The 13,090-nt window shown below is 68.2% G+C and carries 9 protein-coding genes and 1 tRNA gene; 9 read left to right on the top strand and 1 reads right to left on the bottom strand.

Annotated features, from left to right (window positions below; translation table 11 throughout):
* Nucleotides 1–44 precede the first annotated feature (44 nt).
* From A4U64_RS20290 to A4U64_RS20280, 3 genes are all read left to right on the top strand, one after another.
* Nucleotides 45–1,769, top strand: a complete 1,725-nt coding sequence (locus A4U64_RS20290; protein WP_065923022.1) for an AMP-binding protein — start codon at nt 45–47, stop codon at nt 1,767–1,769.
* 153 nt (nt 1,770–1,922) lie between these two features.
* On the top strand, nt 1,923–3,314 hold the full coding sequence (locus A4U64_RS20285) for a lysine N(6)-hydroxylase/L-ornithine N(5)-oxygenase family protein (RefSeq protein ID WP_065923021.1): 1,392 nt from the start codon (nt 1,923–1,925) through the stop codon (nt 3,312–3,314).
* Complete coding sequence (locus tag A4U64_RS20280) at nt 3,311–3,550, top strand: MbtH family protein (protein ID WP_003936798.1); 240 nt, start codon at nt 3,311–3,313, stop codon at nt 3,548–3,550. The genes A4U64_RS20285 and A4U64_RS20280 overlap by 4 nt, the downstream gene beginning before the upstream one ends.
* Before the next feature lie 29 nt (nt 3,551–3,579).
* On the opposite strand, the gene A4U64_RS20275 is transcribed toward A4U64_RS20280, so the two are convergent.
* Nucleotides 3,580–5,052, bottom strand: a complete 1,473-nt coding sequence (locus A4U64_RS20275) for a threonine/serine ThrE exporter family protein (protein WP_006942907.1) — start codon at nt 5,050–5,052, stop codon at nt 3,580–3,582.
* A 127-nt stretch (nt 5,053–5,179) separates the two neighbouring features.
* Here A4U64_RS20275 and A4U64_RS20270 point away from each other — a divergent pair.
* The 6 genes from A4U64_RS20270 (at nt 5,180) to A4U64_RS20240 (ending at nt 12,839) form a co-directional block, all read left to right on the top strand.
* A tRNA-Thr gene (locus A4U64_RS20270) sits at nt 5,180–5,254 on the top strand.
* A 276-nt stretch (nt 5,255–5,530) separates the two neighbouring features.
* Complete coding sequence (locus A4U64_RS20265; protein WP_006942909.1) at nt 5,531–5,938, top strand: YciI family protein; 408 nt, start codon at nt 5,531–5,533, stop codon at nt 5,936–5,938.
* Nucleotides 5,939–5,944: 6 nt separating this feature from the next.
* Complete coding sequence (locus A4U64_RS20260; RefSeq protein ID WP_006942910.1) at nt 5,945–7,141, top strand: RNA polymerase sigma factor; 1,197 nt, start codon at nt 5,945–5,947, stop codon at nt 7,139–7,141.
* A gap of 306 nt (nt 7,142–7,447) precedes the next feature.
* Nucleotides 7,448–8,116 carry a hypothetical protein gene (locus A4U64_RS20255; RefSeq protein ID WP_232334117.1) on the top strand — a complete coding sequence of 223 codons (669 nt, stop codon included), beginning with the start codon at nt 7,448–7,450 and terminating at the stop codon, nt 8,114–8,116.
* Between the two features lie 1,327 nt (nt 8,117–9,443).
* Nucleotides 9,444–9,746: an FtsW/RodA/SpoVE family cell cycle protein gene (locus A4U64_RS20245; protein ID WP_081637032.1), complete on the top strand. Its 303-nt coding sequence runs from the start codon at nt 9,444–9,446 to the stop codon at nt 9,744–9,746.
* Nucleotides 9,747–9,815: 69 nt separating this feature from the next.
* Nucleotides 9,816–12,839 carry a protein kinase domain-containing protein gene (locus A4U64_RS20240; protein ID WP_006942917.1) on the top strand — a complete coding sequence of 1,008 codons (3,024 nt, stop codon included), beginning with the start codon at nt 9,816–9,818 and terminating at the stop codon, nt 12,837–12,839.
* The last annotated feature ends 251 nt before the right edge of the window (nt 12,840–13,090 follow it).

The following is a 13,090-nucleotide window of genomic DNA, read 5'->3' as shown; positions in this document are numbered from 1 at the left end:
ATCACCCCGGCCGTCGCGGATGCCCCGAGAAACGGAAGGTCGACATGACACGCCAGCTCGACACGGTCCCCACCGATTCCGATGCGCTCGAGGCCGCGCTCGCCGAGATCCGGCGGGTGCAGGAGGCCCACTGGCCGCCGGAGGTGCCGCGCACGGTGGAGTACCCGATCGAGGGTCGCGGGCTCGTGGACTACCTGCGGCACTGGGCGAGCGTGCGTCCCCACGCCCCCGCGATCGAGTTCTACGGTCGCACCGTCGGCTATGCCGAGTACGACGACCTCTCCGACCGGTTCGCCGGCTGGCTGCTCGCCCGCGGCGCCCGGGCCGGCGACCGCGTCGGTGTCCACCTCGGCAACTGCCCGCAGTTCCACGTCGCGATGCTCGGGATCCTCAAGATCGGCGCCGTCCACGTGCCCGTGAACCCGATGCTGCGCGAGCACGAACTCGCCCACGAGCTCGCCGACGCCGGCGTCACGATCCTGCTCACGCAGCCCGAACTGCTCCCGCTCGTGGAAGCGGTCCGGCCGCGCACCCCTGTGCGGCACGTCGCCGTCACCGCCCTCGGCGACATGCTCGCCGGTGTGGCGCCGGGGGAGGTGCCACCGCCCTTCCCGGTCGCCGATCCCGCCGTCGGCGACTGGGCGGGCATCGTCGACAGCCCCCGCGCTCCTGCCGTCGCGACCGATCCGGACGCGCTCGCCGCGCTGAACTACACCGGTGGCACCACCGGCATGCCGAAGGGCTGTGAGCACACCCAGTGGCACATGGTCTACACCGCCGCCGCGGCCACCGTCGGCGGCGGCCGCCGGGTGGGGGAGACGACGGTGGTGCTCAACTACCTGCCCATGTTCTGGATCGCCGGCGAGGTTTTCGGCATCCTCAATCCCCTCGTCAACGGCGGCACCGTCGTGCTGATGACCCGGTGGGACGCGGACGCCGCGCTGGCCCTCGTCGAGCGGCACGGAGTCACCAGCACGGTCGGCACCGTCGACAACTACGTGGAGCTGTTGGAGGCGCCCGGCTTCGACGGCAGCCGCGCCGCCAGCCTCGACAACGCCATGGCGGTGTCGTTCGTGCTGAAGCTGGATCCGGCGATCCGCCGGCGGTGGCGCGACGCGACCGGCCACACCCTGCGGGAGGCGAGCTACGGCATGACCGAGACGAACACCGCCGACACCTTCACCCTCGGCTTCCAGGACGGCGACGTCGACCTCCAGAGCGAGCCCGTGTTCTGCGGCCTGCCGGTGCCGGGCACCGACATCCTGATCGTCGACGAGACGGGCGTTCCGGTGCCGATCGGCGTGACCGGGCAGATCATCGTGCGCAGCCCCTCGGTGACGACCGGGTACTACCGCAACGCCGAGGCCACCGCGGACTCGTTCCAGGGCGCCTGGTTGTGCACCGGTGACGTCGGTCGGTTCGACGAGCGGGGCGCGCTGCACTACCTCGCCCGCAACAAGGAGATGATCAAGACCAACGGCATGAGCGTCTTCCCCGCCGAGGTCGAGGCGCTGCTGCGCATGCATCCGGACGTCGCGACGGTCGCGGTGGTCCCCAAGTCCGATCCGGACAGGGGACAGGTCGCGTTCGCGTTCGTCCAGCCGGTCCCCGGCACGGCCGTCACGGCCGAGGGGCTCGTGGCGTGGGCGCGGGAGAACATGGCCGGCTACAAGGTGCCGATCGTCGAACTCGTGGCTGCGCTGCCCATGACCGCCACCGGCAAGATCCGCAAGGGCGACCTGTTCGCGCGGGCGGAGGAGCGCAACTAGGGCGGGCCGGAGCCGGGCCGGGAGGGGTGCAGCGCAGCCTCCCCAGCCGACCTCGATGATTGGTAGGCTAACCAAACCAAGGATAGCCTGAGCTATCTTCTTGTGCGATCGATCCATCCGCGGCTGCGGCCCCAGAGCACGGAAGAGCGACCAATGACCGACCGATCCTGCAACGACAGCGGTGACTCGCCGTCGCCGGACGGCGAACCACCGGAACTCCTCGACCTCGTCGGGATCGGATTCGGGCCCGCCAATCTCGCTTTGGCGATCGCCGTCGAAGAACACAATGCCGACGCCCCGCACGATCCCGTACGGGCACGGTTCTTCGAGCGGCAACCCGCCTTCGCGTGGCATCCCGGCATGCTCCTCGAGGGCGCCACCATGCAGATCGCCTTCCCGAAGGACCTGGTCACCTTCCGCAACCCCACGAGTCCCTACACCTTCTTCGCCTACCTGCACGACCGGGGCCGGCTCGTAGACTTCGTCAACCACCAGACGTTCTTCCCGACGCGGCACGAATTCCAGGACTACCTGCAGTGGGCGGCCGGCCGCGTCGACGCCGACGTGCGCTACGGCACCGAGGTCACCGCGGTCGAGGCCGTGCACGACGAGGCAGGCATCGCCGACCGCCTCGCCGTCCACACCGCCGACGGCACCGTCGTGCACGCCCGGAACGTCGTCGTCGGCGTGGGGTTGCGGCCCCGCATCCCCGCGTGGGCCACCGAGACCGCGCGCTGCTTCCACAACCACCGGTTCCTGTTCCATCTGGCCGAGATGCCCGCGCCCGTGCACCAGCGGTTCGTCGTCGTCGGCGCCGGCCAGAGCGCCGCCGAGGTGGTGCAGTACCTGCACGGCCACTATCCGCAGGCCGAAGTGCACAACGTCTTCGCCCGCTTCGGCTACAGCCCCGCCGACGACAGTCCGTACGCCAACCGCATCTTCGACCCGGCCACCGTCGACGAACTGCACGCCGCACCCGAGGCCGAGCGGGCACGACTGCTCGCCCTGCACCGCGGCACCAACTACTCCGTCGTCGACCCCGACCTGATCACCGCGCTGTACGCGGCCGAGTACCGCGAACGCGTCAGCGGACGGCGGCGGCTGTTCATGCGGCGCGCCTCCGAGATCGCCGCGGTCACCGAGTCGACCACCGGAATCGAGGTGGACGTGCGCAGCACGATCGACGGACTCACCGACACCCTGATGTGCGACGCCGTCGTCCTCGCCACCGGGTTCGAGCCCGCCCCGCTGCCGCCCCTGCTCGGCGCCCTCGCTTCCGCGTCGTCGCCGCTGCGCACGGTCGACCGGGACTACCGGCTGCCCACCGCCGGCGACGTCCGTGCCGGGATCTATCTGCAGGGCGGCACCGAGAAGACCCATGGGTTGACGGCGTCGCTGCTGTCGAACGTGGCGATCCGGTCCGGGGAGATCCTCGGATCCGTCCTCGAGCGGCGCGGAGGAAAACTACCAGCGGGTCATGACCGGACCCCCGGGCTTGCTAGGGTACGAAAGCAGCACACCTATGCGACAAGTGAGGCGAGATGAGCACGAATCCTTTTGACGACGAAGACGGCCGCTTCTACGTCCTCATGAACGACGAGGAGCAGTACTCGCTGTGGCCGACTTTCTCCGAGGTGCCGCAGGGGTGGCGCGTGGTGTTCGGGGAGGAGTCGCGTGCAGCATGCGTCGAGTACGTGGAGAAGAACTGGACCGACATGCGGCCGAAGAGCCTGCGTGACGCCATGGAGGCAGACGAGAAGGCCCGCAACGCGGGCGCCTGACCTGCCGCGGTAACCGCGTCGACCGAGAGTCACGCCGTGGGTGCACCACCCGCGGAGTGACTCTCGTGGCGTTTCGAGCCCCGGTACGGACGCACCCGCCGGACGCGGCGCAACTGCGGCCGGCGAAGCGACCCCGCCCGCAGCACGCTCCGCGGATGCCGGACCGTGCGGGCCAGCCACTCGCCGAGCGTCACCCCTGCCGCCAGCGCGCACCCGATGCCGAACGCCGAGAACAGCGCGGTCAGCCCGAGCAGCAGTTCGCTGCCGATCACCGCGTACAGGCCCCGATACAACGACAGGCCCGGCAGCAACGGGGTGATACCGGCGACCGCCACCACCAGCGGCGGGGTCAGCGCCCGTCGCGCCATCAAGCCACCGGCGAAGCCGACCACCGTCGCGGCGGTCGCCGACGAGATGATCGGACCCACCGCGAACTCCATCGACATCAAGAACACGAGGCTGCCCACCGCACCGCCGAGCGCGGCGGCCGTCAGCGCCCGTCGCTCGGCGTAGCACGCCAGCGCGTAGAACAACGCCGACGCCGCACCGGCGAGCACCTTCACCGGCAGCGCGGTCGCCGTCGGCAGCGCATCGTTGCTGATCACCGGCAGCTCCGCGCCGAGCGCCTCCATCACCTTCAGCGCCGTCGCCACGCCGGCGATGATTCCGCCGGTCATCATCACCAGCTCGAAGAACCGCGCCGACGCGGTGATCGGTGCCCCGGTGATCGCGTCCTGCACCGAACCGACCAGCGACAGTCCCGACAGCAGCACCGTCACGCCGGCCGCGATGATCAGGCCCGGCGGCACGTCGACACCCAACGGTTCGCGCAGGTTGAACAACAGGATCGCGGGCGTCGCGGCGATGATGCCGCCGACCACGTGCTGGAAGAAGAACGGCAGGCCCATGCCGTTGAGGACGCGGTTCGTCCGGTCGATGACCGCCGTGGATGCGAACGCCATCACCGCCACGAGCGCGCCACCGCCGAGCAGGACCGAGATCGACGCGGCCATCGCCGCCCACGCGAACGTCGCCACCCAGCGGTGATACGGGTGCGGCGCCGTCGTGATCGCCAGCAGATCCTCGCGGGCCTGCGCCGGCGAGATCGCCTCCCGTCGGATGCGCCGGGTCAGCCGGTCCACCGCGGCGAGCCGCGTGAAATCCATCGACCGGTACTGCACGACGCGCATCGTGCTCGCCGGCGGCATCGTCGGCCCCCGGTACGCCGAGAGCACGATCGAGTTGTAGGTGACGTCCACGTCGCACTGGGCCAGGCCGTACGTCGCGGCGACGAAACGGACCTGCTCGGAGGTGTCGATCGCACCCGTGCCCGCGGCCAGCAGCACCTCGCCGACGCGGACGGCGACGTCGAGCGCCTCGGCGACCGTCGCGTCGTCGGTCAGGTCGATCGGCTGCAGCGGCGCCGGCGCCTCGGTGATGGTGTCGAGGGTGGCGCGACGGTCGAGGACGAGCTTCCCGAAGGCGGTTGCCAGCGTCCCCACCGTTACGTGCTCCCGTCCGTCCGGTGTTCGGCGATGCGCGCGGTAACAGCAGCCATGGATCCACCGTAACGAACCCGGGCGGTCGCATGTGGAGCGGGCGCTACCGATATGATGGGGCCGCTCGACTGCCTCCTTAGCTCAGTGGTAGAGCACTCGCCTTGTAAGCGAGCGGTCGTCAGTTCAATCCTGACAGGGGGCTCCACCAGCGGAAACGCTGCACGGCAGGTCAGGGGCCGGTTCCGGGAACGGGAGCCGGCCCTGTTCTGGTTCTTGCCCACATTCTCTCGCTCGACGCCGTCGTGGCCGGCCTGCAAGCCCGCGGGCGCGAAGCTCGTCGCGGCTCCCGTGGCGCCGCAGAGTGCGCGGTGTCAGGAGGATCGCCGGGAAATGTCGCGGTGGGATGTCGAGATCCCGAGCACGGCTCCGTCCCTGAGGTGAACACGGCCACAATGGGCTGTACCGCATCAAGGAGAACACGATGGCCAAGTACCTGCTGCTCAAGCACTACCGTGGCGCGCCCGCACCGGTCAACGACGTGCCGATGGACCAGTGGACGCCGGAGGAGATCTCCGCCCACATGCAGTACATGAACGACTTCGCCGCTCGGCTCGAGGGCACCGGAGAGTTCGTCGACGCGCAGGCGCTGTCCCCGGAGGGGACGTTCGTCCGGTACGACGGCGAGGGGCGGCCGCCGGTCACCGACGGCCCGTTCGCCGAGACCAAGGATCTGATCGCCGGCTGGATGGTGATCGACGTCGACAGCTACGAGCGGGCGCTGGAGCTGGCCGGCGAGCTGTCTGCGGCTCCGGGGGCGGGTGGGAAGCCGATTCACGAGTGGCTCGAGGTGCGCCCGTTCCTGTCCGCGCCTCCGACCGTCACGGAGTGAGGCACGGTGGATGAGACCCTGCTGCGGACCCTCACCCCCACGGTGATCGGGATCCTCGTCCGCCGCGGAGCCGACTTCGCGGCGGCCGAGGACGCCGTGCAGGACGCCCTGGTCGAAGCGGTGCGCGTGTGGCCGGACGATCCGCCGCGGGACCCGAAGGGCTGGTTGGTCGCCGTGGCCTGGCGCAGGTTCCTCGACGCCACCCGCGCCGAGTCCTCCCGGCGGCGGCGCGAGGTGCTCGTCGAGGTCGAGCCCGGGCCCGGCCCGGCCGAGGCAGTGGACGACACGCTTGCGCTGTACTTTCTGTGCGCGCACCCGTCCCTGACGCCGGCCTCGGCGGTCGCGCTGACACTGCGCGCGGTCGGCGGTCTGACCACGCGACAGATTGCGCAGGCCTACCTCGTGCCCGAGGCAACCATGGCCCAGCGCATCAGCCGGGCCAAGCGGACCCTCTCGGGTGTCCGGTTCGACCGGCCCGGTGACGTCGCCACGGTGCTGCGCGTGCTCTACCTCGTTTTCAACGAGGGCTACTCCGGCGACGTCGACCTCGCCGTCGAGGCGATCCGGCTCACTCGCCAGCTGGCGGCCATGATCGAGCATGAGGAGGTGGCGGGCCTGCTCGCGCTCATGCTGCTCCACCACGCACGGCGCCCGGCGCGGACCCGTACCGACGGCAGCCTCGTGCCGCTGGCCGAGCAGGATCGCAGCCTGTGGGACACCCGTCTGATCGCCGAGGGCGTCGACGTGCTCCAGGCAGCGCTCGCCCGCGACCGACTGGGGGAGTTCCAGGCCCAGGCCGCCCTCGCCGCGCTCCACGCCGATGCCCGCACGGCCGAGGAGACCGACTGGGTGCAGATCGTCGAGTGGTACGACGAGTTGCTGCGGTTCACCGACAACCCGGTGGCCCGCCTCAACCGCGCCGTCGCGGTCGGCGAGGCCGACGGCCCGCGGGCCGGTCTGGCCGCCCTGGCGGGGCTCGACCCCGCCCTGCCCCGCCATGCCGCCGCCGCGGCGTACCTCCACGAGCGTGCCGGTGACCTGGTGACCGCAGCACGGCTCTACACCGAAGCGGCCCGATCGGCGCCCAACCTCCCCGAACGCGACCACCTCACGCGTCAGGCTGCACGGCTGGGCGCAGAGCTCCGCCGTCGAGGCGGCCGTTCGAATCCCGGAAACAGGACCGCCAGGGTCCCCCACTACTGACACCGTGTATGCCTCTGATCGGTGCATATGGGCGTTGGAGACATCGGCCCGCCGCGGCCCGGAGGGACGTGGTCGTGACGAGCATCACTGTCATATGTGCTTTCGGGCCCTAAAATTCCCGGCGTGCTTCCCGAACCGAACGATCGTATTCTCACGTCCGTCCGAAAAGGCGCCGTGCGGCTCGGCATCGTGTGTGGGTCGCTCGCCCTCGCAACCGGACTGGCACCTCTGGCTGACGCGGATCCGGGTACCGCGGACCCACATGCCCGCCCTGCCGGGCCCGAATTCGCTCCGATTCCGAGGATCGTGGCCTCGCCGCTCATAGACACCGCCGACGAGAGGGGCGGGGACAACTACCGCGCACCGGCTCCGGCGACCCCCTTGGTGCTGCGTGCGGCCGACGACTTCGATCGCCCGGACGGCCCGCTCGGCCCGAACTGGATCACCTGGGGTGGAGGCACACTGAAGATCGTGAACGGTCATCTCGACGGCCGGGGGACTCCGTCGACTCCGTTGAGTCTTGCGTTCTGGAGTGAGCCGATGCCGAGCGAGACGCAGGTGATGCGGTGTGTGGTCCGCTGGAACGGACGCGAGCCGGAGCACTCGTCGATCGGTCCGGTGGTGCGCGCCAATCCCGGTGTCGACACCGGTGTGCAGTTCGCGTTCACCGACAGCATCATGGCGTTGTACCACGAAGATCCTGCCAACCCGAACGGGTTCACCCCCGTGGCGGGGACTCCGCAGTACGCGTCCACGTCGAGGTTTCCCGAAGGCGCAGTGATCGAGCTGCGGGCCGAGGGAGACCTGTACACAGCCCGGGTCAACGGCAAGATCGTGCTGCAGGGGACCGTGGGGGCCGACAAGATCCCGTTCACGAATCGGTACGTCGGCACGGTGATCCAGGACGACAGCCGGGAACGCGGCGGTGGCCAGCCCCCCGCTCAGCTCGACGATTGTCGGGCGTTGACCCCGTGACGTCGCATTCCTGTCTCCTTCAGCACAGGCCACGATGCCGCAGCCAACCCCTGCGCGCCGAGTTGCCGCTGTCCAACGCCCGGACGCCGCCCGGCTGTGCGAGCGGATCCGCGGCCAGCCGGAAATCGTCACCCGGGATGAGCACATGGCCCGGACAGCTCGCTCCAACGCCCTCGAAGCCACCCGCCAGGCCGACACCACCGCGGTAGCCGAGCCACTCGAGCCGCTCACCGTCGCAGCAGCTGGAAAGCACCGTCGGGTCGCTCGCCGACCGCTGCCACTCGCAACGATCGAGGGTTGATCCGGCTCGGAGAGATCATCCAGGACACGGTCGAGCGGAAAATGCACGACCCGGCCCTCATCGGCCGCGAACTCGATAGCGTCTCAGGCACCGGTCCCGCCGAGACTGGACCGATGCACCCCATCAGGTTTCGGACGGCCTTGTCACCTGTCGATAATGCTAGCCTTCGGTTCGTCGACAGCTGACGGTCCGGCACGCTGATACCGAATGCCATATCAGCGTGTCGAGTCTGCCACCGCCACTATGCCGGTTCGGCTTCGTCGCCGAGGTCGGGCGCGTGGCATGGCAGCTCGTCTCTTCCGCTTCGGTGCCGGCATCGGTGTTGGGGCCGGTCTCGTTGCGCTGGTGTGCGGCGAGTGCTTCGCCGACGGTGCGCAAGTAGGCGGTGCCGGCAGTGCGCAGTGCGTCGTATAGTCCCGCCCGCCCGGTGTCCTGCCCGACCGGCGCTATTTCCCCAGCGGTGTGCTGTGCGGAGGCTGGCGGGTCGAGGGGCACGGTCGGCTTGCCATACGCCGTGTCGGCCTTGTTCGTGGGTCATGGCAACCTCCCTGCTCGAAGCGCCGGACTGGGCGACCTGCTTGTTCTGCCCTTCTGGCGCAGGGAATGTGGACCAGCATGAGGACCGGGGAGTGCCATCTACTCACGGGAACGTAGGTTCGACATCGGTAATGCCCCGGGGCTGGCGGCCGCGTACACCGGTCCCCGGTGCGGCTGCGGTGTGTCCCCGACATCGGATACTGGGCTGTCCAGCGCGACAGCCGGAGCACACACACGGCCGTGGGTGTGGGGCGTACCGGGGCGGCGTGGCTACTCTCCGAGATATGACCCTGTGCCCCAACATATTACGATGTTCAGGCAATTGGTGCGGTGGGAGGATTGTGCCATGATCACCCCCTGGTCGGAAAGAGCAGGGCATCAGCCGGGCGACCGCGCAGTTGTGTGGGGATTTCCCCGTATCCTCGTACACCGACGTCGAAGCCGTAGTCCAGGAGATCAGGGCGCGACTGTAGATCGTGCGCTCGATGGTTGGGGTGCAGGCCTGGACCTTCGGACCCGAAGTGGAGTTCCAGGCCGCAGGCATACAACGAATTCCCCTTTTCGATCACCGGGGAAGAATTCGGCATGCTGGTGGTGATCGGGCAGTTCGCCGCGCAATTGTGGGTGGGATTACGGGTGGCGATGGGTTCGGCTGATCCGTTCCTGTGCATGCTCGCCGCGGTGGCGACGATGTGGATCATGTTCCAGACGTTCGTCGACATCAGCTGCACGGTGACGGCGGTGTTGCCGCGCTATTCTGAAACTGTCCGCAGAGGTGGCACATGGCATTGAAGGAACGGCGAACAAGCCTGATTGTTGCGTTGAAGCGGTCGAGCCGACACGCTGGAACAGGTTGCTGCGATGGCAGGCGGTGATCCGCGGGCGACTCAGCGCGACGACGCGACGGCCATCGGTGCCGAACTCGGGGCAGCGGGTTTCGAGGACGCCGAGCAGATCGGACGCGGCGGCTTCGGCATGGTCTACCGCTGTCGGCAGCGGGCCTTGGACCGTACGGTCGCCGTCAAGATCCTCACCGTGTCATTGGACGAGGAGAACCTTGCCCGGTTTCTGCGTGAGCAGCGGGCCATGGGCCGGTTGACCGGGCATCCCAACATCGTCCATGTCCTGCAGGTCGGGACGACCGACAGTGGCCGGCCCTATCTGGTGATGCCGTACTACCCCCAGACTTCCCTCGACGCATGGATCCGCCGCCAAGGTCCGTTGTCGGTCGACGACGCCCTGCGGATGGGGGTCCGGCTTGCCGGTGCCTTGGACACGACCCATCGGCTGGGAGTCTTGCACCGCGATGTCAAACCGGCGAATGTCCTTCTCACCGAGTACGGCGAGCCGGTGCTGACCGACTTCGGGATTGCCCACATCGAAGGGGGCTTCGAAACCGAAACCGGGGCGATCATCGGGTCGCCCGCATTCACCGCGCCGGAGGTGCTCAGCGGCGAGCGTCCCAGTGTGGCCTCGGACATCTACGGCCTCGGAGCGACGTTGTTCGCAGCTCTGACCGGGCACGCTGCCTTCGAACGCCGACAGGGTGAGCAGGTGGTCGCCCAATTCCTGCGGATCACCACCCAGCCGGTCCCGGATCTACGCGAAAACGGATTTCCGGATGACATCAGCCGCGCTGTTGAACGCGCCATGGACGCCGATCCCCGCCGACGCCCGAGCACTGCAGCAGCCTTTGGGCACGAGCTGCAACAAATCCAGGTGAGTCGAGGGCAGCGAGCCGACGAGATGGCGCTGCTCGAGTACAGCGGCCGGCTCCGGCCCGGATTACCCGATGCTGTGAGACCTGTCCGCCGAGTGGGGAACCTGCCCGCCGAATCGACCACCTTCGTGGGGCGCCGGCGAGAAGTTTCCGCCGCGAAGAAGAGATTGACGGCCTCCCGCGCGCTGACGCTGACCGGGATCGGTGGGGTGGGTAAGACGCGGCTGGCGCTGCGGGTCGCGACGGAGCTGCAGCCGAGCTACCGCGACGGTGCGTGGCTGGTCGAGTTGGGAGAACTCAACGACGAGGCGCTACTCGTCGATGTCGTGGCCGAGGTACTCGACGTCCGAGATTCGCCGGGTCGATCGCTGGAGGATGCAGTAGTCGACTTCGTGGCCTCGCGACAGCTTCTGCTGGTACTCGATAACTGTGAGCAGATTGTCGACGCTGCGGCGCGGCTGGCGGACCGGTTGTTGCGACACTGTCCGGATCTACGCATTCTGGCCACCAGCCGTGAACCCCTCGGTATTCGCGGTGAGGTGGTCATGCGGGTATCGCCGCTGTCGGTGCCGCCCTTGGATCAATTGGGATCGGTCCGGGAACCGCGCCGATTCGATGCGTTGAAGCTGTTCGTCGAGCGGGCAGCAGCCGCCGTGCCGGACTTCGAGTTGACCGAGTACAACCGTGCCGCTGTGGTGGAGGTCTGTACCCGGCTCGACGGACTGCCCTTGCCCATCGAGCTGGCGGCGGCCCGCATGCGGGTGATGTCTGCCGAGCAGCTCCGGCAACGCTTGGCCGAGCGGTTCACCGTCCTGACCACGGCGGAGCGGCACGTGCCCACACGACAACGGACGCTGCGTCTGTCGATCGACTGGAGCTACGATCTGTGCACGCCCGCCGAACAGCAACTGTGGCAACAGTTGTCGATCTTCGCCGGCAGTTTCGGCCTCGAGGCGGTCGAGTACCTGAGTGGCGGCACCGCGACCTCTACCGACGTTCTCGACCGGGTCACTGCGCTGGTCGACAAGTCGATCATGATTCGAGAACAGCACGATGATCAGGTTCGCTTCCGGATGCTCGAGACGATCCGGCAGTACGGTCGCGAGAAGGCTCAACAGTGTGATGAGTACCTCGGGTGGCGCCACCGCCACCGGGAGTGGTTCGAGCAGATGGTCCTGCGGGCAGAAGCGGAATGGATCAGTCCCCGGCAGCTGGACTGGATCACCTGCTTGAACAGAGAGTTGCCGAATCTGCGTGAGGCCCTCGAGTTCGCTTCGACCGAACCGGCCGCGTCCAGATCGGATCCCGCATTACGGATGGCCACCGCGCTGTTTCCGTACTGGCTGGCACGGGGGCTGCTCAACGAAGGCCGCCACTGGCTCGGACGTATGCTCATGCATCCTCTCGCCTCCAGCAATGACAGGATCGACGCCCTCTATGCCCACAGTGTTCTCGCCGAACTGCAGGGCGATTTGGCTACCGGGGCTGAGTTGGTCGAGCAGTGCAAAGCCCTGGTCCAGGGCGCGAACGACCCGCTCCTGGATGCCCGCGCCGATCACGCCGCCGGCCTTCTCGCTTTGTACAGCGGTGATCTGGTCCAGGCCTGCACGCATTTGGAGCGTGCACTCGCGGTCTTCGATGCGGAACATCACCTTTCGCGGCACGTCTGGATTCTGGTGATGCTCGGTCTCGCATACGAATTGCGCGGCGATACCGACCGAGCGATCGAGTGCCACCGGAAGGTGCTGGCCATCACCGAAGCGCACGGTGAGTTCGTGTATCGGTCCTACTCGCAGTGGGCCTTGGGTGTTGCGCTGTTCCAGGAGGGCGATCACCATGAGGCTCGGGTGATGCTCGAGCAGGCGCTCGGTGTGATTCGGCGTGTCGGCGAACCTCTGGCTGCTGCGGTATGCCTCGAGGCGCTGGCGTGGACCGAGGACGTTGAGAACCGTGCCGAACGCGCTGCCGTACTGATGGGCGCAGCGGAGTCGTTGGGACGTGCGACCGGAAGCTCATCGCTACTCTTCCGTGCGCTTGACCGCAATCATGCGGAATGCGAGAAGTCCGCGCGGATTACTCTCGGTAACAACGAATTCGAAGCCCGACTGCGCCACGGGAGAGGACTCGGGCTCGACGATGCCGTCGACTACGCTCTGGATGGCTGATCGCCTCGTCGACGGACCATCCCTTCATCTCGTTCGTGAAGCCCCCAGGTCTGTCGAGACGCGGTGGTGGATAACCGAACACCCTGCCGAGGAGGAGGCAGGGCGCTCGGCTCCGGCCGATCGCTCAACTGAGACCACGACCACCGACAGGGGAGAGGCAACCGTGGGGATGGTGGGTAGTCCGGCATCGGCTGGATCGGTCGGACCTTTCGCCAGCGGATCGACGGAGGGGCGCATCGACCAACTCTGGA

This window comes from Rhodococcus sp. WB1 (genome assembly GCF_001700945.1).
Lineage (GTDB): Bacteria > Actinomycetota > Actinomycetes > Mycobacteriales > Mycobacteriaceae > Rhodococcus > Rhodococcus aetherivorans.
The sequence above is the reverse complement of the archived record's forward strand: the minus strand, read 5'-3'. Positions and strand labels throughout refer to the sequence as shown.

Excerpts from the sequence above, each read along its gene's own strand:
- A4U64_RS20290 (WP_065923022.1), top strand. The coding sequence starts at position 45 with ATGACACGCCAGCTCGACACGGTCCCCACCGATTCCGATGCGCTCGAG.
- A4U64_RS20280 (WP_003936798.1), top strand. The coding sequence starts at position 3,311 with ATGAGCACGAATCCTTTTGACGACGAAGACGGCCGCTTCTACGTCCTC.
- A4U64_RS20265 (WP_006942909.1), top strand. The coding sequence starts at position 5,531 with ATGGCCAAGTACCTGCTGCTCAAGCACTACCGTGGCGCGCCCGCACCG.
- A4U64_RS20285 (WP_065923021.1), top strand. The coding sequence starts at position 1,923 with ATGACCGACCGATCCTGCAACGACAGCGGTGACTCGCCGTCGCCGGAC.
- A4U64_RS20240 (WP_006942917.1), top strand. The coding sequence starts at position 9,816 with ATGGCAGGCGGTGATCCGCGGGCGACTCAGCGCGACGACGCGACGGCC.